The 21,419-nt window shown below is 43.5% G+C and carries 16 protein-coding genes and 1 pseudogene; 5 read left to right on the top strand and 12 right to left on the bottom strand.

Annotated features, from left to right (window positions below):
• Positions 1-76 precede the first annotated feature (76 nt).
• From ACJROX_RS05780 to ACJROX_RS05765, 4 genes are all read right to left on the bottom strand, one after another.
• On the bottom strand, positions 77-484 hold the full coding sequence (locus tag ACJROX_RS05780) for a VOC family protein (RefSeq protein WP_408009808.1): 408 nt from the start codon (positions 482-484) through the stop codon (positions 77-79).
• 359 nt (positions 485-843) lie between these two features.
• On the bottom strand, positions 844-981 hold the full coding sequence (locus ACJROX_RS05775; protein ID WP_408009807.1) for a hypothetical protein: 138 nt from the start codon (positions 979-981) through the stop codon (positions 844-846).
• Between the two features lie 159 nt (positions 982-1,140).
• Positions 1,141-3,180: a catalase gene (locus ACJROX_RS05770; RefSeq protein ID WP_408009806.1), complete on the bottom strand. Its 2,040-nt coding sequence runs from the start codon at positions 3,178-3,180 to the stop codon at positions 1,141-1,143.
• Between the two features lie 156 nt (positions 3,181-3,336).
• Positions 3,337-4,236, bottom strand: a complete 900-nt coding sequence (locus ACJROX_RS05765; protein WP_408009805.1) for a DMT family transporter — start codon at positions 4,234-4,236, stop codon at positions 3,337-3,339.
• Between the two features lie 345 nt (positions 4,237-4,581).
• On the opposite strand from ACJROX_RS05765, the gene cidR reads away from it, so the two are divergent.
• From cidR to ACJROX_RS05750, 3 genes are all read left to right on the top strand, one after another.
• A complete protein-coding gene (gene cidR, locus ACJROX_RS05760) occupies positions 4,582-5,463 on the top strand; it encodes a cidABC operon transcriptional activator CidR (RefSeq protein ID WP_408009804.1) in 882 nt (293 codons plus the stop codon).
• Between the two features lie 369 nt (positions 5,464-5,832).
• Entirely contained in the window at positions 5,833-6,384 is a 552-nt protein-coding gene (locus ACJROX_RS05755; protein ID WP_408009803.1) for an acyl-CoA thioesterase, read from the top strand.
• Entirely contained in the window at positions 6,381-6,743 is a 363-nt protein-coding gene (locus ACJROX_RS05750; RefSeq protein WP_408009802.1) for a hypothetical protein, read from the top strand. The genes ACJROX_RS05755 and ACJROX_RS05750 overlap by 4 nt, the downstream gene beginning before the upstream one ends.
• Positions 6,744-6,830: 87 nt before the next feature.
• On the opposite strand, the gene ACJROX_RS05745 is transcribed toward ACJROX_RS05750, so the two are convergent.
• Positions 6,831-7,673: an STAS domain-containing protein gene (locus tag ACJROX_RS05745; RefSeq protein ID WP_408009801.1), complete on the bottom strand. Its 843-nt coding sequence runs from the start codon at positions 7,671-7,673 to the stop codon at positions 6,831-6,833.
• A gap of 198 nt (positions 7,674-7,871) precedes the next feature.
• Here ACJROX_RS05745 and ACJROX_RS05740 point away from each other — a divergent pair, with 198 nt between their 5' ends.
• Positions 7,872-8,612 carry a spore coat protein gene (locus tag ACJROX_RS05740; RefSeq protein ID WP_408009800.1) on the top strand — a complete coding sequence of 247 codons (741 nt, stop codon included), beginning with the start codon at positions 7,872-7,874 and terminating at the stop codon, positions 8,610-8,612.
• A gap of 146 nt (positions 8,613-8,758) precedes the next feature.
• Here the strand turns inward: ACJROX_RS05740 and ACJROX_RS05735 are convergent.
• The 6 genes and pseudogenes from ACJROX_RS05735 to ACJROX_RS05710 all read right to left on the bottom strand — a co-directional run.
• Positions 8,759-9,356, bottom strand: a pseudogene (locus ACJROX_RS05735) (transposase); the annotation flags it as partial.
• Positions 9,357-9,643: 287 nt separating this feature from the next.
• Complete coding sequence (locus ACJROX_RS05730; protein ID WP_408009798.1) at positions 9,644-11,323, bottom strand: FAD-dependent oxidoreductase; 1,680 nt, start codon at positions 11,321-11,323, stop codon at positions 9,644-9,646.
• 212 nt (positions 11,324-11,535) lie between these two features.
• Complete coding sequence (gene glpK / locus ACJROX_RS05725; RefSeq protein WP_408009797.1) at positions 11,536-13,026, bottom strand: glycerol kinase GlpK; 1,491 nt, start codon at positions 13,024-13,026, stop codon at positions 11,536-11,538.
• 18 nt (positions 13,027-13,044) lie between these two features.
• Positions 13,045-13,884 (bottom strand): MIP/aquaporin family protein, encoded by an 840-nt coding sequence (locus tag ACJROX_RS05720; RefSeq protein WP_408009796.1) that lies wholly within the window; start codon positions 13,882-13,884, stop codon positions 13,045-13,047.
• Between the two features lie 292 nt (positions 13,885-14,176).
• Positions 14,177-14,731 (bottom strand): glycerol-3-phosphate responsive antiterminator, encoded by a 555-nt coding sequence (locus tag ACJROX_RS05715; protein ID WP_408009795.1) that lies wholly within the window; start codon positions 14,729-14,731, stop codon positions 14,177-14,179.
• Between the two features lie 797 nt (positions 14,732-15,528).
• Positions 15,529-17,001: an LVIVD repeat-containing protein gene (locus tag ACJROX_RS05710; RefSeq protein ID WP_408009794.1), complete on the bottom strand. Its 1,473-nt coding sequence runs from the start codon at positions 16,999-17,001 to the stop codon at positions 15,529-15,531.
• A 308-nt stretch (positions 17,002-17,309) separates the two neighbouring features.
• On the opposite strand from ACJROX_RS05710, the gene ACJROX_RS05705 reads away from it, so the two are divergent.
• Complete coding sequence (locus tag ACJROX_RS05705) at positions 17,310-20,519, top strand: M36 family metallopeptidase (protein WP_408009793.1); 3,210 nt, start codon at positions 17,310-17,312, stop codon at positions 20,517-20,519.
• Between the two features lie 206 nt (positions 20,520-20,725).
• Here ACJROX_RS05705 and ACJROX_RS05700 read toward each other — a convergent pair whose 3' ends face one another.
• The gene (locus ACJROX_RS05700; protein ID WP_408009792.1) at positions 20,726-21,268 is read right to left on the bottom strand and encodes a histidine phosphatase family protein; all 543 of its coding nucleotides are present in this window, start codon (positions 21,266-21,268) and stop codon (positions 20,726-20,728) included.
• Positions 21,269-21,419 lie beyond the last annotated feature (151 nt).

Here is a 21,419-nt window from a genome sequence, read left to right as displayed (position 1 = left end):
TCAACTATATTTCGATAGGAAAGCCGATCCTTTTATCAGAATCGGCTTCATTGTAGTTTTATAGAGCGTCCATCTTCTATTTTGTGAAGTTCAAGTCCCACGTTATTCCGTAAGCATCCTTCACCTTGCCATACTTCGCTCCCCAAAATGTATCCTGTAAATCCATCAAAACTGTACCATCTTTACTTAAACGATCGTAGAGGGTTTGGATTTCTTCTTCATTCTCCAGTTCAAGGACCAATGAGATATTGCTGCCTTTTTCAAGCCCTTGCCCAGGAAAAGTATCAGAAACCATGAAGAACAATTCACCCTTCTTGAACTTTGCATGCATGATCCGTTCATCCGCTTCAGGTGGAGTCGGGAAATCTGCCTCACCGAATGTTTGGCTCTCAATGACCTCACCTTCAAAAAGGTCCTTGTAGAAACCTAGTGCTTCTTTCGCATTTCCATCAAACGTCAGATAAGGTACAGCTTGATTTTTCATCCGTTTCACTCTCCTAAATTCATAAGTTTGACCACTCCCTAATTATAATCTTTTTCCTAACTCATAACAAGAACAATTGTTCGTATTATTGTAAATATTTAATAAATTTTTCCCTTTTACATTATAATGTGAGTAAGAAATCACATGATGGAGCAGAAGTGTGATGGCAACGTTACCCAGGCCTCCTTGTTAATATGTAAGAGCACACCGCATCCGAGGTCCTCCATTTTGAACATACACCAGATCAAATTTGAGAGGAGCCTTCTAGTATGAACTATAAACCTAACATTTGATTTACAATCTTTATCATCTTGCTTCACCTCTGGGCTTCTTGAACCGATAACGACGGGATATTTGCATCATCGGATCAACTCCAACATGAGAGCGACAATCGATTCGTTCCAATCGTTTGGAATGAATGGTGTACTGATTTTCGCTGGATTAAGCTTCGGATATTTTTCCTCAGAAGTTGGGATATTTGGTGGATTTGGTTTCATAGGGGGACATCTGTGGATTGTTTTCAGTGTATTTCTCCATTACTCATCAAAAATGATGAAATAACAAAAGGAAGCTGTCCTCATTGGACAGCTTTTTCAAAAAATGAGGCTGTCACAAAACAATAGTGTCAGACACTTATGTGATAGCCCAATTCTCTTTTAAACTAGTACTCTATTCCAATGGCGGTGTTTAGCGATCGCTTCGACGAATTGATTGATAAATTCGTTGATATTGTCTCCAACTACGACACCTGAGCTGTTGTCAAAACCGATTTTCCTGATCCATTCTGTTCCTTCATGGGTGGCACCGATCGGTTTGAAATGGTTGAATGCTTCAGAAATGAAGTAAGTAGCGTCATTATAGAACTTCCTGTTCTCATAATTTCCTCCTATAGCATAGACCGCATCGAATAAGACGGAATCAGCAGTCAGGAAGGTATGAGCAACTTCAAGGGTCCTACGGTCTGATCCTTTGAGCAAACCCAGCTTGTCACTGACGATTTCAGGTTGTACGCCTTTTTCCTCCAGTTCCTCCAACACAGGAGCAACCTCTTTACCATTGAAGCCATCTGATACAATAACCGCAACTTTACGTGTATCTGGTTTTTTCACAGTATTATCCATGCTTAACGCAGGTGATGATTTTGTGACATTAGAATCCTCACCTTGAGGTGTGTCAGCCCCGATCGCGTCTGCTACATCGGCGGCTAATTCCATGCTGACATTTGCAAACATGTCGACGACTTGCTGTTGTACAGATTTACTTTCCACTTTTCCAAGTTCAAAACTGAAGGCTTGTTTGATATCCTCTTTTTCATGCTTACTCATACTGTTCCAAAACAAGGTCGCTTGTGAGAAATGATCTTTGAAGCTATCACTTCTGGCACGTATTTTATGACCTTCCACCTTTTCCTGGTAGTGCTTGAAGCCGCCTTCCTCTTCACTTGCTGTTTCAGGAGTATTTTGTGCAAGTGAGTTTTTATGATAGCTGACTTGTCCTTTGTTGATCGTATGTCTTCCATAGCCATCACGCTGGTTGTTATGGAATGGACATACTGGCCTGTTGATCGGCAGCTCATGGAAATTCGGTCCGCCTAGACGGATCAGCTGGGTATCTGTATAAGAGAATAATCGGCCTTGCAGCAACGGATCATTCGAAAAATCTATGCCTGGAACGACATGACCCGGATGGAACGCAACTTGCTCCGTTTCTGCAAATACGTTATCTACGTTTCGGTTCAAGGTCAATTTCCCGATCAACTTCACTGGCACCTCTTCTTCCGGCCAAATTTTTGTCGGATCAAGGATATCGAAATCAAACTTGAACTCATCTTCCTCTTTTAGGATCTGCACGCCTAATTCGTATTCTGGATAATCTCCATTCTCAATCGATTCATAAAGATCTGCACGATGAAAGTCCGGATTTTTCCCGGATATTTTCTGGGCCTCATCCCATACGAGGGCGTGCGTTCCCAGTACTGGCTTCCAGTGGAACTTGATGAAATGGGCTTCTCCTTTTTCGTTTACGAAACGGAATGTATGGACACCGAAACCTTCCATCATACGGAAGCTTCTTGGGATCGCCCGACCGGACATCGCCCACATCACCATATGAGCAGACTCCTGATTATTCGCCACAAAATCCCAGAACGTATCATGTGCAGTGGCTGCTTGAGGCATTTCGTTATGAGGTTCTGGTTTTAACGCATGGACGAGATCAGGGAATTTCATTGCATCCTGGATGAAGAAAACCGGGATATTGTTCCCTACTAAATCGAAGTTTCCTTCATCTGTATAAAATTTCGTCGCAAACCCGCGTGCATCCCGTACCGTTTCTGCGGAACCCTTTGATCCGGCCACGGTTGAAAAACGGACGAAAACAGGGGTTTTCTTAGAAGGATCCTGCAAGAAGTCCGCCTTCGTATATTTTTTCATCGACGATTCATAAACCTGGAATTCACCGTGAGCAGCAAATCCGCGAGCATGCACGATTCGTTCAGGGATACGCTCATGGTCGAAGTGCGTCATTTTTTCACGGAAATGAAAGTCTTCCATCAAGGTCGGACCACGTTCACCCGCTTTTAATGAAAATTCATCCTCAGAAACTTTGACACCTTGGTTGGTCGTCAATTTCTTACCTGAATCATCCACACGATCTTGTTCAAGCTGTTCATGTTTCTTATTTTGCTTATCACTCATCGCGCCGTTCCCCCTTAGGACGTTTATTATGTAATAATGATTACACATTAGGGGTGTACCCTACCGATGAAACAACGAAACAAGTTTGTTCTATATGAATCGATTTTACCAAAAGAAAAATCCCCCAAACTACAAGGGAGATTCCATAATCAACGTTCAGGCAGCTTTTTTCGAGATGTTGCGGGGCTTTCTTCCTAAACCATTGACAACAAGGACACCTGCTATTGCGATGATACCACCGATCAAAGAAAGGGTGCTTGGCCATTCTTGCAGCCATACCCATGCAGTGAAAATCGCGATAACCGGTTCGATATAGAGCATGCTTGTCACGGTACTCGCCCGTCCGAGTGAAAGCGCAGTCGCCCATGTAATGTAAGCGACAGCTGCAGGAAATACCCCTGTATAGAGTGCGGCTAAATTCGCTTCAAGTGTCGCGTGTTGTATATCTTGCAAAACACCAGGTGTAAAGATGAAAAACGGTATTGTTCCTGCCCATGTAAAATAAGCCGTCAATTCAAGCGGGCTATACCGGTAGTGAAGAGACTTCTGAAAAACAAAAAACAACGATGTGGCGATTGCCGCCATCAATACTAGAAAAGCTCCCCTTGAAATACTGAAGGATGATCCAGATGTTCCTAATGTGATCAGAAGAATACCAACAAACCCGATCCCAAGACCGATCCATCCCGAAACCCCTGGACGTTCCTTCAAAAAGAGAACAGCGATCAAAGCGGTGAACACGGGCGTCGAACCAATCAACATCCCAGCGGTACCTGCCGATACAGTCAATTCACCGAATGTGACCCCGATATTGTAAATGCTGATCCCAACAAAGCCTAACAGCAAGATTTTCATCAGATCTTTCTTATAAGGCACTCGGATTCGGATCCCTGGTAAAAGAGAGAGAAGGATGAAAATCATCGATGCGATGAAGTAACGTGTCAAAACCAAATGACCTGCAGTATATCCGCCGTGAAGACTAGCACGAATCGCTGCAAATGTAGATCCCCATATGATGACCGTCGTCAATGCCATCAAAAATGCTTTGGTGTTCATGTTCCCTCTCCCCTATAATCTGTCATATTTTCTAATTCGAAGTTATCACTGTGTTCGCCGAAAAGCAATCAAATATTTTATAATTTCCAATCTTAATACAAGGCTGTTTCTAAAAGTTTGTTGCTAATTGAAAGCAGATAAGGAGAGGAATGGACATCGATTAGCAGCGAGACCCCGCAAGCGAGGAACGAGCTGAGGAGGTTTGCAGATTTCCCGCGGAAAGCGAGTATATTTCCCAATTTCAAAAAACAACAATCTATACAAAACAGCCTAATGCAATTTTCTTTACATACTTGTGGAATAAGTTTTAGATTTGAGGTGATACCTATAAGCAGGTGAATACATATGGATATAAAACATTTACAATATTTCATTGAAGTGACTCGGTTGAAAAGCTTCAGTAAAGCTGCTGAACATTTGTTTGTGACACAACCGACTATCAGTAAAATGCTGAAGAATTTAGAAAGTGAGCTAGGAGTGCCACTTTTTGATCGTAGAGGTAATAAGGTGGAACTGACAGATTCAGGAAAGGTCATTTATGAGCAAGCACAGGTGATTGATAAGGCTTTTAAAGACTTGCAATTTCAATTGGATAATCTCCAGGATCTGAAAAAAGGACATATCAGTATTGGGTTGCCCCCTATGATCGGCTCGCTCCACTTTCCGAATGTGATCGGACGTTTCCAAGAACAATATCCTGATATTACGATCCAACTAGTCGAAAAAGGATCTAAGAGGATTGAGGAAGATATCGCTAAAGGAGATCTTGATATCGGGGTTGTCGTTCTGCCCGTTAACCAAAACATATTTGATTTCTTTCCTTTTGAAAAAGAAAAACTGCAGCTCGTAGTGCCCCTTGAGCACTGGTCATCAAAAAAGGAAAAGGTTAGTCTCGGACAATTGAAGAACGAAGATTTTATTCTGTTCAATGAAGATTTCGCACTTCATAACCGCATCATTTCTTCATGCACGGTTGCGGGATTCAAACCCAACATCATCTCAGAAAGTTCCCAATGGGATTTCATCGGAAAAATGGTTGCCTCCAAGTTAGGTATCGCACTGATGCCTGCCAGCATTTGTAAAGATGTAACCAGTGATGTAGCCATCATTGATGTGACTGATCCAAGTATCAATTGGGAACTTGCGCTCATATGGAGGAAAAAAGCATACCTTTCTTATGCATCAAGGGAATGGTTGAACTTCACCATAGAACAATTGAAAACTTGAATCATGGATTGGCCACTTCTTTAGAAGTGGTCTTTTATTTTGCTGTTTAAGTAAAGAGTGTTGTTTTTTCACCATCCTATCGTGGGGGAAATCTATCTCGTCTCGTATATTTCCACCGCTTTCAGTTTCTCTTCAACAGCATTATCAAATTAAAAGTTTTTGCAATACCAACAAACTTTTAGAAAACAGCCTTCATTTTCCATAGCCATCAGCTATTTATGTAATCATTTTCATAGACAATATCTATGTAATCTATGAAAATAATCAATTTTACTTCTACAAAAAACGGGCTTACAATCACCTCTGTAAGTGATTTGTTTAATCACAGGTATTCCTGTCTTTTATAAATTCATGAAGGGTGATTGGGATATGGAAATGAAAAAAGCACGGCATAGCCGGATCATTAATACAGACCAGGTCATGGCATGTGATTTAAATAATTACAATACTTTGTTCGGCGGTGTATTGATGAAAAAATTAGACGGGGTCGCTACGATCTCCGCTCGCCGCCATTCTAGGGCTAAAGAATGTGTCACAGCTTCGATCGACTCCATTGATTTCTTAGCACCTATACACCAGAGTGACTCTGTATGTATCGAATCCTATGTTTTCTATACTGGTAAAACATCTATGGAGATTTTCTGTAAAGTGATTGCTGAAGATATGATGACTGGCGACCGACGTATTGCAGCTACAGCATTTTTGACATTCGTCGCGTTGGATGAACATAAGAAGCCAATGGTAGTTCCTAGTGTAATCCCAGAAACTGAAGAAGAGAAGACATTGTTTGAAACCGGTGCTGAACGCGCAGAAGTCCGGAAAATCCGTAGAAAGAAAAGCAAGGGGTTGGCTGAATCAATTTCCGTAAAAAAACCTTGGGATGAGGAAGTTGAAACTAAGGAAAGCGAGGGAGCATTATGATCGCTTTAACAAGTTTACACAAGTTACAGCAAATCAAAGAAAAAATTGAAGTTATCAAAATGGATAACCCCGATGTTTATCGAGATATCCTCCATTTGATCAGTTTGACAAGACAATTGCAATTCCGTTATCAATACTTGGCGTGTCTGCTTACTGAGGAAGATGCAGGGAGCCATTACCCGAATTTCACAAAACAATCGGTGATTGATTTATACGTCCACGAAGTCAATAGAATAAAAGCGACTGATCATAATAAGATTACCTTAGAATTATTTTCAAAGAATAAAGAATGTGGTTACGACAAAATTTGCTTGCTGTTTCTCGGTATTTCCCCTGAAAAGTTAAAAGGAATTGGGTAAAAAAGGGGAGGTGTCCCCTTTTTTAAATTATTGGCTCTGTTATACTTCATTGTTGATAATGGCGAAATTCTCTATAACACCTACTTGTTAATTAGATTGTTCAACCCCCTCAAAGACGTCTGTGATCGCTTGTTGTAAGTTCGCTTTCACTTCTGCTTTATCTCTGAAGGAAAGTCCTTCTTTCACCATCTTACTTGCTATATCAGCACGCGTTCCTGTAATGACCGCATTACATCCCATTAATGAAATGCCATCAATGACTTTCAACAAGTGATGGGTAACATCACCCTCCATGTCTGCTACACCTGATAAGTCGATGATCAAGGTTTGGATTCTTCCTCTGCCCACTTCAGCCAAAACCTTATCTTCTATCGTCTCGGAACGGTATGCATCTATTGTTCCGATTAACGGGAATATCGCCGTTGTAGTACTGATAGGGATGATTTGTACAGATAGATTTTCCACCAATTCCCTTTCTGCTTCAAGCAGCCTATCCTTATACCTGGAATAACTGAGGAAAAATACATTCAGAAACTTGTCGATCTGTTCATTGATCTTTTTTTCCAGTGCATAGAATTCTTCTCTAGAATCAGATTTATTTTGTTTTTGATCATATCTGTAGAGGAAACTCCAGAGGGTTCTTCGGATTGCTTGTACCCAATCCAGTTTAAACATCAATGTCATGGAATACTTGGCCCATACGATTCCTTCTTTCTCAGCGAATTTCTCAAGATCCTCAATTTGCCGTTCCACAACATATCCGATAAGTTTATGGGCGTTTTCAATGAGATTGATGTTCCCAATTATTTGGATTTCTTCAATTTTATCTCTTACATTTCCAGCTTCTGCTAGTAAGTTTTCTTCGATTTCCTTTTGATGTTGATTGAAGAATTCCTTAATCTGATTTCCTTCTTGTAATATTAAACTCACTTCAATCACTCCTCTAAAAGAGAAAATTTCTTTAAGAATGTATAGTAAACTTGAATCTAGGTCTCCTTTATCTTAGCAAAGTCTGATAATTCCGTAAATAAAAGTGGTATTGAATATACAAGTTTCCTCATTTGATACATGTTTTCCATCTCAGTAGAAACACTAATTACGTAAAAAACTTAAGCAGGAGGAAAAGGAATGCAGAATCAAATGAATCCAAAAAGTTTTCAGCAGCCTCAAGCAACCAATTTGCAGCAGCAGAATCCAAAACAGTTCGGAATCCCGACTGGCAACTTACAACAACACACTCAGCAACCTTCGGGGTTACAGCAAAATCCCAACCAATCACCAAATCGTGTTCCCCCAAGTATGGCTCATGGGGGCCACGAAATGTTCGACAGCCATGAAGTTTTATCTTCAATCAAAGGTATGCTCGATCAGTATCTCCTTTATGATCAATTCATCAAGGATCAGGAGCTGCGTACGATCCTTTATCGTCAACATAGCTTCATTACCGACTTGTACAACACAATCGTAGAAGCCTTTTCTGCTGGACAAAAGCCGACTCACTCAACACGTGTTTATAAGATGCAGCAAAACAACGACACTATTTACGGGCTAACCCCAGGTCAACCGAAAAAGCCATTCACCTCTGCCAACCAAGTGAATGATGAAAGCGTATCAGGGTATATGCTAGGTTTGTCTAAGTCCACTTCTTCTTTATTGGCAATGACTGCATTGGAAATGACGAATCCTGTTTTAAGAAGGGTCATCGCGGATAGTGTACCGAATTTCATCGAGATGGCATATGAAATCTACCTGTATCAGAATAAGCATAATTATTACCAGGTAGCGCAGCTGAATCAACAGGATATGGCGCAAATGCTACAGAGCTACGCCCCCGCACAAAACATACAGCCAAATCAATTCAGACAATAATTCCAAAAAAGAAGCTGGCCATTCTTAGGCCAGCTTCAGAGTGTAGAGAAACCTTGGGTTTTTCTGCACTCTTTTCATTATCAAATAGATATTAAAGGTTAATAAGTCATTTTTTGATAACGAAAATTATAAAAAAAGATCGCATCCTACCCGGTTAGTTTCTCTAGGTGGTTTGCGATCTTTTTCATGTTCTGACTGGCTGCTGGGCATCAGCGCTTGTTCATGAACCTTTTCTCTTCCACGTAACCTACAATAGCGAAGCACGTGGAGCTGTTTAGCGTCCGCAAAGCTTCGCTCTATGGTTTCACTTCTTTTTTTTAGAAGCATCTTTCCTGATTTATAGAGCCGGTTCTGCCGAACCCAGTCTTTACTATTTTCCCATTTGAACTTCCATTTTGGAAACAATCCTTTTGTAGGGTGAAAACGACGGTGACTAATAACACCAAAGATTTGTTTATCTTGAAGACCTCTACAAATTGGTACAGTTAGATAACCTGAGTCAAGCGCAACAACTTCCACATTAAAACCAAAACGTTGTTCTTGCCGCTCAAGCCGCTCTAAATATGGACCTGAATCATGGACATTGCCAGGAGTGACAAAGATATCTGTAATAATGTTGTACTTGAAGTCCGTTGTGCGGTGATCTAAGTAGAAAAAACCTTCAGGTTTTCCTTCGCGGAACATATAGCCACTTTCGGGATCGGTTGTACTTACCTTGATTTCCCGTTCGTCGTTCACCTCCTTCCAATTATGAACGACTACAAAAAAGGCGAAACGGCCTTAGTCCTATGGAGTATAGGGCTAAAGCCGCTTAAAGCTGTTTTTATTATTTCCACTGTCTACTTTACAGGGGGCTGTTCATTCTCGACAGCCTGAAGCTGGCCATTCTAAGGCCAGCTTTTTACCTTTTATTTTAGTTAGGTTTCAATGTTTCTATTTCTCAACTTTCTAGCGCCTATTCCTAACTTTTGGTTCTCTATTCCTAACTTTCATGGTTTCTTTCTCAAGTCGGCATCTTCTTCCCATGAAGTTTAAATAGCCGTTACCTCTCCTGCCAGATCCAGTGGTGTAGTGGAATGAGTCAGGTGTTCTTGTAGCTCTGCCTCATACCTTTGCTTTTCTTCGTTTGTCCATCCCAGCTGAACCGCCATCCTTTCAATAACAGGTCTTCTCCATTTGTAGACCCATTCGATATCGAAGAAAAGTGCTCCGGTACGGCGGATGAAAAAATCGATCGGCTTGCTTGCCATTTCTGTATCGATGCTGTATTGGAGGATAGCCTGAAGATATTTTGGCATTGATCCTTCGTCTTCAAGACTAGTGTATATATCATATACATGATCGATGTTCGAACCGTAACGTTGGACTAATATTTTTGCTAGATTTTCATCCAGCCCTAATCGTACGCCTTGTTCAGCCTTTTCTTTTTTAAATGCTTGAAAATTCGTAGAACCGCCAACATCCCCACCTGAAATCGGCAAATGTTTCGTTTTACAGCCTGGGTATGTTCCAAATCCCTCTTCACTCAATTGTTCTGACACGAGATTTACGATACTTGCTGCCATTTTACGATATCCCGTCAACTTTCCTCCAGCGATAGTAATCAAACCCGAGTCAGAAATGAAAATTTCATCTTTACGGGAAATCTCTGACGGATCTTTACCTTCCTCATGAATTAAAGGTCGCAATCCTGCCCAGCTGGACTCGACGTCCTCTGCCGTTATCTTCAAGTCTGGGAACATGAAATCAATGGCGTTTAATACGTATTCCCGATCTTCATATGTCATCCTCGGTGTCGTTATATCGGAATCATATGTCGTATCCGTCGTGCCTACGTAAGTTTTTCCGTCCCTCGGAATCGCAAAGACCATCCGCCCATCTGGTGTATCGAAGTAAATCGCCTGCTGTAAAGGAAAGCGTTCCCTGTCGAAGACGAGATGAATTCCTTTCGTCAAGTGCAAAGTTTTCCCTTGCTTCGATTTATCACGGTCTCTTAGTGTATCGACCCATGGCCCAGCGGCATTGATGATCTTTTTCGCCCGGACCTCATACGTTCCACTGCCTAGTTGATCCTTCAGAATCACACCTACTGCCCGCCCTTTTTCGTCGTAAATAAAATCTTCAACTTTCACATAATTGAGTGCATTTACGCCGTGTTCGACGCCTTTCTTGATGACTTCGATCGTCAACCGGGCATCATCGGTACGATATTCGACGTAGTAACCGCCGCCTTTCAGGCCTTCCTTTTTCAAAGTCGGCTCTTTCTCAAGTGTCTCGTCACCACTGAGCATCTTCCGTCTTTCGCTTCGTTTTACACCAGCTAAAAAATCATAAACCCACAATCCGATCGAGGTGCTGAATCGTCCGAACGTCCCTCCTTTATAGATCGGCAAAAGCATCCATTCCGGAGTCGTGACATGGGGGCCGTTTTCATATACGATTGCACGCTCTTTACCGACTTCTGCTACCATCTTGATTTCAAATTGCTTCAAATAGCGGAGGCCCCCATGAACCAGTTTCGTCGAACGGCTCGAGGTGCCAGCCGCAAAATCCTGCATGTCGACAAGTGCAGTATTCATCCCTCTGGTGGCTGAATCGAGCGCAACACCAGCGCCAGTAATCCCGCCTCCTATCACGAACACATCGTATTCTTCACTTTCCATAGTTTTTAATTTCTCAATACGGTCTCTGCTTGAAAATGATGGTTTCATACTCTGCACTCCTTTTTTATATAAAACTCGATTTTTACAACTAGCTATGCACGTTCAACTTATCTTCTACTATACGTATTTACGATTTCTGGGATAAATAAAACAAAAAGAGACCACAACTTCCTTATAAAATCGTATGACCTTATAAGGTGTTGTGGTCTCTCCGTTTCTCCGACCAGAAATATTAACTTGATTTCATCTTAGCATACTTTTTATTTGAATGCCATAGTTGCGTGTACCGCTTTTTTCCAACCTTCATAAAGGGAATTTCGTTCCTCTTCAGCCATGTCGTCTTTAAAGGTGCGATCCACTTTCCACTGCTTCGAAATTTCAGAACGATCCTTCCAATAACCGACAGCAAGGCCAGCCAAATATGCCGCACCCAATGCGGTCGTTTCATTCACGACTGGGCGTTCTACTGGTACCCCCAATATGTCGCTCTGGAATTGTGTGAGGAAATTGTTCTTCACGGCACCGCCGTCTACCCGCAAAGCTTTTAATGAAATTCCTGAATCTGCCTCCATTGCGGTCAACACATCCTTTGTCTGATAAGCCAATGATTCAAGTGTAGCCCTTACGAAATGTTCCTTAGAGGTTCCGCGGGTGATACCGAATACTGCCCCTCTTACATCACTATCCCAATATGGCGTACCAAGTCCTACAAAAGCAGGGACGACATAGACTCCTTCAGTCGATTCTACACGCTCCGCATATTTTTCACTGTCAGCAGCATTATTGAACATCCTTAATCCATCACGCAGCCATTGGACTGCTGAACCGGCAACGAAAATACTGCCTTCTAGCGCATATTCGACTTTCCCATCGATTCCCCAAGCGATTGTCGTCAAGAGGCCATGATCTGAATTCACAGCTTTTTCTCCTGTATTCATCAGCATGAAACATCCAGTTCCGTATGTGTTTTTCGCCATCCCTTCTTCATAGCAAGCTTGTCCGAACAGTGCTGCTTGCTGATCACCTGCGACCCCGGCTATCGGAATCGACTGACCGAAGAAATGATGCTCTACCGTATGGCCATATACTTCAGACGATGGTTTGACTTCCGGCAGCATGGATTTCGGTACTTCGAGAATGTCGAGAAGTTCTTCATCCCATTTCAATTCATGGATGTTATACATCAAAGTTCTGGACGCATTGGAATAGTCTGTCACATGAGCTTTACCGCCTGTCAATTTCCAGATCAACCAAGAATCGATCGTTCCGAACAACAAGTCCCCTGCTTCCGCTTTTTCCCTCGCTCCTTCTACATTATCAAGAATCCACTTCACTTTTGTCCCGGAAAAATAAGCATCGATCAAAAGCCCAGTCTTCTCTCTGAATCTATCGTTGTAGCCTTTGGCTTTCAGTTCTTCACAAATTCCAGCTGTCTGGCGGGATTGCCATACGATGGCATTATAGATCGGCTTTTCCGTGTTTTTGTCCCAAACGACCGTCGTCTCCCGCTGGTTCGTGATGCCGATGCCAGCCACCTGTTCAGGTTTTATATCGGTTTCAGATAATACTTGGGCTATGACGGCCAGGATCGATCCCCATATTTCATTCGCATTATGTTCTACCCAGCCTGACTTTGGAAAGTGCTGTTTGAATTCCCTTTGTGCCGTATGGACGATTTCCCCTTCTTTATTGAAAAGGATCGCGCGTGAACTTGTTGTCCCCTGGTCCAATGATAGAATGTATTTTTCCATGTCTTCTTCCTCCCCTTATTATACATTTTCTCTAAGTCTTGCTGCAGATGCTTTTTCTTTGACTGCTACTTCTTTTTCACTCGTCATATAAGCAGCAGACAACACGAGTAAAATAAGTGCTCCTACGATCCAGAAGGCCATCGAATCGATACCCAGGAACATCTTTTTATAAAATAGCGCGCCGAACACACCGCCGAGAATCGGGCCAGCAATTGGGATCCATGCATATCCCCAGTCTGATGTTCCCTTGCCTGCAATCGGCAATAGAAAATGCGCGATCCGCGGTCCTAAGTCACGGGCAGGATTGATGGCATAACCTGTCGTTCCTCCAAGTGACATTCCGATTGCGACGATCAAAAATCCAACAATCAACGGATTTAAACCCTCTGTAAATTCATTCGCTCCTATTGCAAGCAATCCAAGCAACAGGACGAAGGTACCGATGACCTCACTTAACAGGTTGGAAAACGAATGCCTGATTGCAGGGTCTGTTGAAAAGACCGCCAGTTTCAATCCAGGCTCCTCAGTTTCCCTCCAATGAGGCAAGTAATGGAAGTATACGATGACGGCTCCAAGAAATGCACCGATCATCTGTGCAGTGATATATTTTGGGACTTGTGACCAAGGAAATTCCCCGATCGAGGCAAGTCCCAGTGTAACTGCAGGGTTGATATGTGCACCACTAATTCCGCCGACTGCATATACAGCAACTGCAACAGCCAAGCCCCATCCCATGGTGATGACGATCCAGCCTGAATCTTGTGCCTTTGTCTTTTTTAATACGACACCACCTACTACACCACCTCCTAAAATAATCAAAATCATCGTTCCAATGATTTCTGCCATGAATGTCGACATAGTCCTTCCTCCTATGGATTTATTGAAAACCTTTTCAAAAATGAAGAATAAATCATTATGTTGATCGGGATCATCTGCGCAGAATGATCTTCATATGTTTCGTCATGGAAAGGAGAAATACAGTACCATCTTTACACTTTTTTATAAGTGCAAAGGAAAATCCACACCAATCTCCCCATTTACAAAAAATGAGTGATAAGTGTGGATCTCCCGTTCTCCGTCACATGACTATTAACTTGTCCACTAAATTACACGATAAGGAAAGCGCTGTCAATATCTGTTTACATTACATTTAGGTTACAAAATGTTTCCAGAGCTTCGACCTGGAAGTTGTTACGGCTGTCGCACCTGATGATAAAGCGCTTTCGACATCTTCAATTGTTCGGATCAATCCACCAGCAAAGATGGGAATTCCCGTTTTTTCATGAACTTCTTTTATGATAGGAGGCATGATTCCGGGCAGGACTTCGATAAAGTCAGGTTTCGTTTTCTCGAGTAAGGAGTAGCTTTTCTTCAAGGCGCTGGAGTCGAGTAGGAACAACCTTTGTATAGCCAGAACTCCTTTTTTCTTAGCGGTCAAAATGACACTTGCCCTAGTCGATATGAGTCCGTCCACTTTGATTTCTTGGGATAAAAATTCGGCCGCATGTTCATCGTTTTTCAATCCTTGTATTAGATCGGCATGCACCAGCAGCTTTTTATCATGACGCTTTGCTGTCTGTGATAGACTCTTCAGCTGGCTTATATGACTGTCCAGCAGAACAAGATATTCAAAATTGGTATTCAGTAACTTCTCAAAATCTTTCAAATTCCTGATAGCGGGCAATATTTTCTGTTCTATCGCCAAATAATTCACTTCCTTTATCATCGACTTGTCAGAGTCTTGTGATTGATAGAATCATTCTATCCCTATACCTGATCATTATCAAATAAGAAAAGCGCAATCGTCCCGGTCAGCCACGAAGGCCACTAGAAGTCCGACGGGAGGCTTTTCTTATCTATTAGATAGCTCTGCTTGTTGATTTCTCTGAAATTCACTCCCTTTCCGCGGGCGATCCGCAAGCCTCCTCACTTGCACAGGATGTCAACACAAAAATGAAATCATTTTCGTGTCTGCGATGAGAATTCTTAGAAGCTTTCCTTATGCTGGCTTCGACATTCACCACAAGACCACGGACTTAAATTCCATCTTGTAGTTTTGCGCCGAGTAACCGCAGGCGTAGAACGTACTTGTACAGGATGTACTGACTTCGACGTTCACCACAGACACGTACTTAAATTCCATCCTTGTAGTTTTGCGCCGAGTAACCGCAGGCGCAGGACGGGGTGGTATTTAGTCGAAGTTTATTATTATAGTCGAAGTTCATTATTATAGTCGAAGTTCATTATTATACTCGAAATCCTTAAATCGCTGTGGGGTCTGCCTGGCTCGCTGTTCCCGCAGGAGTGTCGCGAATTCCGAAAAAATATATTCATAAGTCTACGTTCCTCGCTTCTCCTTCGTGGGAGTGTTGCTTCCGAAGTGACCAGCATGTGCATTTATTCAAAAAAGTATTTAATACTTTCTTGTAGTGTAATAAGCAATAGCGCCTCAAAAAAGACTGCCATTTAAATTTACGGCAGCCTTTAACGTTCTTTCCGTCCTTAATGTGAATGGGACATTTTCTCTTGCAGTGCACTTGATAAATCAGTAGCTGGTACCTGAATCATATCCGTACTGATCGGAGCTTCGATCGGTAACGTTTGTTCAGGTGCTTCATCTGGAAGAGTGACTTTCAGGATGTCGAGTCCTCTTGTAGGATCATAGGCATAAACAAGGTTCGAATCATCCCCAGTAATGACTCCATTTTCATCCCGTTCAGGGACCCAATCCGCTCCCCAAACTTCTTGTATTCCAGTGAACCAATAGCCGACCTGTTTGATATCAGCCGGGTTTCTCACATCTAGGATCCTGACACCTTGTTGGTAGAAACCGATCGAAACGAAGCCATCTTCATGATACGACGAGTAATGGGCCGAACAGATGAATCCAGCTTGTGTATCGATATCCGTATTCAGGATTTTCGTATTCCAGGAATCCAATGGCTCGATCGTTCCTGTTCCTGGTTCGATGGCCGATCTATCCGGCCCGGGGGTTTTTTTAAGTTTCTGGACATGCCACGTCTGGAATGATCCTTCATCTTCACACGTCCCTGGATGGAGGTAGTCCTCTTCTGTCACCATCAGCACTTCTCCAGGACGGATTTGGTCTCCGGCCCTTTCTGTACTTTCATCCGTTTCCATATCGCCATTGCCCCGATTTTTGAATTGGTCTCCATGGGGCCGAAGTGTATTATGGTGGATGAACGAATTCCACTCTGTGCCGTTCAATCCTCGTTCATCTGTTGAATTCAGCACGACAGGATTCAAAGGATCCGAGATATCATAAGCGACCGTTCCTTGTAATCCTGTAAGCCATGCTATTCCCGCTGAATCGATATCCCAATCGTGTCCGGTCGTACCGACTGAACTAGCATATACTTTTTCTTCAAATGGTTTAGTGATGTCTTTCAGATTGATGATGGAAAAGGCGGGTTTTCCTTCCTCATCCACACTCCCTGACGTATACGCATACTCACATGTTTCAGATAAGCATGTCACTGTATGGGTCCGGGTCGTTGTCTTGATCCGTGATGCGATGTAGGGATTACCAGGGTCTGTTACATCTACTACGGCAATTTCTTTCCCGGTCGAAATGCTTTTATCCTCGAAAGTCGGGGTTACACCAACAGGGTCGTATCCGATCAGCATGAATTTGGTCCCGTCAGGACGTTCTCCAAAAGCCCCATCTTCATTTTCAAAATGAGCCTGAGCCGTTTTTCCAGTAAGCTTCGGATTTGCTGGATCTGAAATATCATAGACTGAAATCCCTGATAATGTGTTCGCATACATGTAAGGTTCATCTTTCGAAAAAGCTGCTGAAATGATCGCCGCCTCCGGAACATTGGCAACCAATTGGACATTGTCACTCGCTAATACCGGGACATCCGTTTCCCCTAATAATTGGATGTCTTCGGCGGCAGCACTTTGCCCGTACATCAACAATATCATGGCCAACGTAATGGCTATCCTCTTCATTTTGTCATCCTCCCTCTGTGCTTTCCCCTTTTCCATTCCATGAAAACAGCAGCCATTCCTACAGACTAAAGTATAAAATCGGGATACTACCAGCAGTCTATTTGATTTTCGAAATAGGGTATTTGGTAGTAGGTCAGCTTAAAACTGGGTGTTAATCAAGGAATACCTATATCTTAAGTTGTATACGGGGATAGTCCTTCCAAATAAAATTGATAGGCTGTTGTCAGTATTTGCAGTGAAATGTAGAGGAAACACCGATCTCCTGAAGAAAAATGCAGTGATTACACTATTTCAGGGGGGGATTCATTTTGAAAAAGCAAAGTCTACTAACTGCGATAAGTCTAACATTGCTCGCAGGTCAGGTTCTTGTGACGAGCGGTGGAAATGCAGCACAATCCATCGGCTCGATCCATGATACCGATGAACATGAACATGCTGGTATCGTCGATGTACGGGACGTCACCAATCGGGTTCTGCCGACGGATGTCCAGCTCGATGCTGCTGATTCACTCATCGAAGATGCCGGTGCCGGAACGAAGATCGAGTGGAACAGCCTCTTCGGTACCCCATCCACCATCATGAAAGAAAAAGGCTATCTGAAGGATGGTTCCAATGACGAAGCCGAAACGATAGCACGCGACTGGCTGAAAGAAAATGCGGGGCTCTTCGGGCTGTCCGCTCAAGAGATCGATTCATTGAAAGTGATCCGTGACTACGCGATGAAAGGGACAGGCCTTCATCCGGTGACGTTCCAGCAGACTTTTGATGGAATTGAATCGGTATATGGCGGACGGATCATCGTCGCTGTCAATAAAGACGGGAAAATTCTTTCTGTAACCAGTAATGCCAGCCGGTCCAAATCGTTAGCCGGGGACTTCGAGCTTTCTTCTGCTGATGCATTGAATAATGCGGTGGAAATCGAAGCCGGGGACCTCGCATATACCCCGAAATCCCTTGGGACTGAACATGGCTGGGATGTTTTCGACGGTGGGGATGTGCTGCCGGCGGATCAACGCGTGAAAAAAGCGACGTTCATAACCAAAGAAGGAGTTCGACCTGCATATCGGGTTCTTTTCATTGAAGAATTGAACGAAGGCTATGAACTTGTCATTGATGCGGAAACTGGCAAAGAGTTGTATAAACGTTCCCTTGTCGATCATTTGTTCGAGCCGGAAGGGTTGATTTTCGAAAATTATCCTGGATCAACAAAAGGTGGTACTCAAACGGCCAAGTCATTCAAAGGTGATCCTGATGCTTCTCCGCAAGGATGGCTTTTACCGGGTACAGATTTAGGTGTGACGACCTTCGGAAATAACGCAAATTCATATGCGAACTGGAGCAACTTCCTAGTCCCGGCTGATCAAGCTGTAAGACCTGTTGCACCTACTGGCGAATTCAGTTATTTGTTTAAAAACTCTTGGAAGGAAACCGAAGGACAGACGGTACCGCCCTCTTATGCTGACGATATCAACAGTGCAGCGACTAACCTGTTTTACCATCACAATCTGTTCCATGATTACTACTACAACTTAGGCTGGGTTGAAGAAGCAGGTAACTTGCAGCTATCGAACTTTGGAAAAGGCGGTCTAGATGGTGATGCGATCCTTGGTCTCGTCCAGGCTGGCGCAGTATCAGGCGGTGCACCGACTTACACTGGGCGTGACAATGCATACATGCTGACATTGCCTGATGGCATCCCTGCATGGAGCGGGATGTTCTTATGGGAGCCGATCCCTGGGGCTTTTGAAGGTGAATATGCCGATGGGGACTTTGATGCAGGGATCATCTACCATGAGTATTCCCACGCGTTATCAAACCGTCTTGTAGCTGGTGGTGAAGCGCTTGGCAGCCATCAATCCGGGTCCATGGGCGAAGGTTGGGGCGATTGGTACGGCATGCACTATCTCGTCAAGAAAGGCTTGCAGGAAAAACCTGTCGTCGGGGCTTATGTGACTGGAAATGATGAACGGGGGATCCGCAGCTATTCACTTGACGAAGCACCTTATAATTACGGGGATATCGGCTATGACATCGTCGGTCCTGAGGTCCATTCTGACGGGGACATTTGGGCAGCGATTTTATGGCATATGAGAGAAGAATTGATCGAACGGTACGGAAAAGAAAAGGGTGAATCCATCGCAGAACATCTTGTCATCGATGCGATGCCGATTTCAGTGCCGGATCCATCGATGGAGGACATGAGGACAGCGATCATCGCCGCAGATTTCGAACGGTATGGCGGTGAGCATTATGATGCATTGTGGACATCTTTCGCGCAACGTGGATTAGGAACTCACACCCATTCGAACAGCGGGGATGACACAGATCCGGTTCCTGCTTTCAACCATCCTGATGGTGAGCGAAACGGCCAACTTGTCGGGAAAGTGATCAATGAATCTACGAATCAACCAATCTCAGACGCCCGCATCATGATTGGGCAGTTCGAGGCACGTACGACTCCTGTTTCCGTCACAGGTGAAAAAGGAGGATTTGCAACCTATATGGTGGAAGGGACCTATGACATCACGATCCAGGCAAAAGGATTCGGTTCCCGTACAATCCACGATGTAGAAATCAAGCCAGGTGAAAAGCGCCGCTTAGCGTTCAAATTATCGCCGAACGTCGCTTCTTCCTTCAATGGCGCTGTCATCGAGAGCGTTTCTGGCGAATCCGACAGCAATCCTGTCAAACTTGCAATCGATGATACAGAAGCCAGTGTTTATGCATCTGACACACAAGAAAATGGTTTCAAAGGTTCGGAGTTCGTGGTCGATTTAGCAGGAGATAAAGCCGTAGACGTTTCTCATATCCAGGTGAGCGCCGCTAAGGATGTTTCTGCAAACCGTTTTGCGACGCTTAAAAACTTCAGCGTCCAAGCTTCCCTTGACGGTGAAAACTGGACGACCGTGGTGCGGGATGAATTTGACGCGCAAAAACCGAGGCCGACGATCGCAGACCTTCATTATCGAGGATTCGATCTGGAAGAACCAGTCCAGGCGAAATACCTTAAGTTCGTGGCCCATAGTGCTCAGGATATTTCCAAAGGATATGTCCAGGTCGCAGAGCTTCAAGCATTTTCAGAAGGCAAAACGAAAATCGAGCCGATCGTCGGGGAACCGACAGAACCATTTGCGGCTGAAGGAACGGTCCAGGCTGGTAATGCCGGGACAGGGATCGGAAGCCTTGCAGGTGTTCCTGCAACCTTGGCTGTTACGGAGAATGAATTCGTGACTACTAAGAATCCTGAACCTGCATCCCAGGGAGTAGACGGTTATGTCGTCACACTACCAGAGGAATATGGCGATGGCATCCACAATTTCATCCTGGAAGGGTCAAGTGAGAGTGATTACGATTTTGATGTATATTTCTACAATAAAGATTTCGAAGTGATCGGTGGTGTCGCAACTTCAGCTCCTAATGAAAGCGGCGTCATACCTGGTGGCACAAAGTACGTCTATGTAGGGCTCTGGAGCGGTATGAATGTACCATTCACTTTTACAGCGAAAAGTCCGTATTAATGAAGATGAAAAGCGGCTTCAGAAGGATTATCCTTCTTAGCCGCTTTTTTTCATTTTTAAGATAGTTTTTGGTTTTTAAAGATATATTTCCGTTTTTAAAGATAATTCGAAATTTTTAAAGATAAATCTGATTTTTTTACGTTACCCCTGCCTTTTTTAAGATAATAGGGAAGAAGCGAATCCCCGCCTCCCTACTCTTCTTATTTTCACTTCTTCCAATGGCGCTCCAGCTGGGGATTCTCACCAGTAAAGGTAACGAGGAACACGTCTGGGTTGATCAGCTTCTTCCATTCCTCAAAACCGTATGAATCATCGAAATACTTCAACAGCAAGGTCATCAAGTTCCCATGTGTGACCAGGATGATATTTTCTTCTGGACGCTCCTTCAATTCAGTGATCATACTTTCAGCTCGACCCATGGCTTCCTGGCTCGATTCTCCACCTTGTAATTTCATCTTAATGTCTTCGAACGAATGCCGTAATTTTTCCAGCCAGTCCTCATGATGTTCGGTACTCAAAATTCGCTTTGCCAGTCGGTCATCGGTCTCGACTCGGACCCCCTGCTTTTTTCCCGTCGGTTCAATGGACTGTTGCGCTCTCGTAAAAGGACTCGATATGATCCGATCGATCTGAATGGTTGAAAAGAAATCCGCCAATTCTTCTGCCTGTTTGAATCCTTCTTCAGTAAGCTGGGCTTCAGGCGGCTGCCCTACCGCTTTGCAATGTCTTACTATATATATCTTGTCCATGAGTTTTCCCCTTTCTCATTGGAAGGCGGTGTCTCAGGCTTGTCCACCTGGGATAAGGATATCACTTATTACGTCATTTCCTAATGTTACTGCGACATTTCCCCAAAAACCTCGACAATTCCATACAAAAAAAGCTTCTCTTCTAAAAAGA

The organism is Pseudalkalibacillus sp. A8 (genome assembly GCF_045920555.1).
In the GTDB taxonomy this organism is placed as follows: domain Bacteria; phylum Bacillota; class Bacilli; order Bacillales; family Fictibacillaceae; genus Pseudalkalibacillus.
This window is presented reverse-complemented; position numbering and strand designations above follow the sequence as displayed.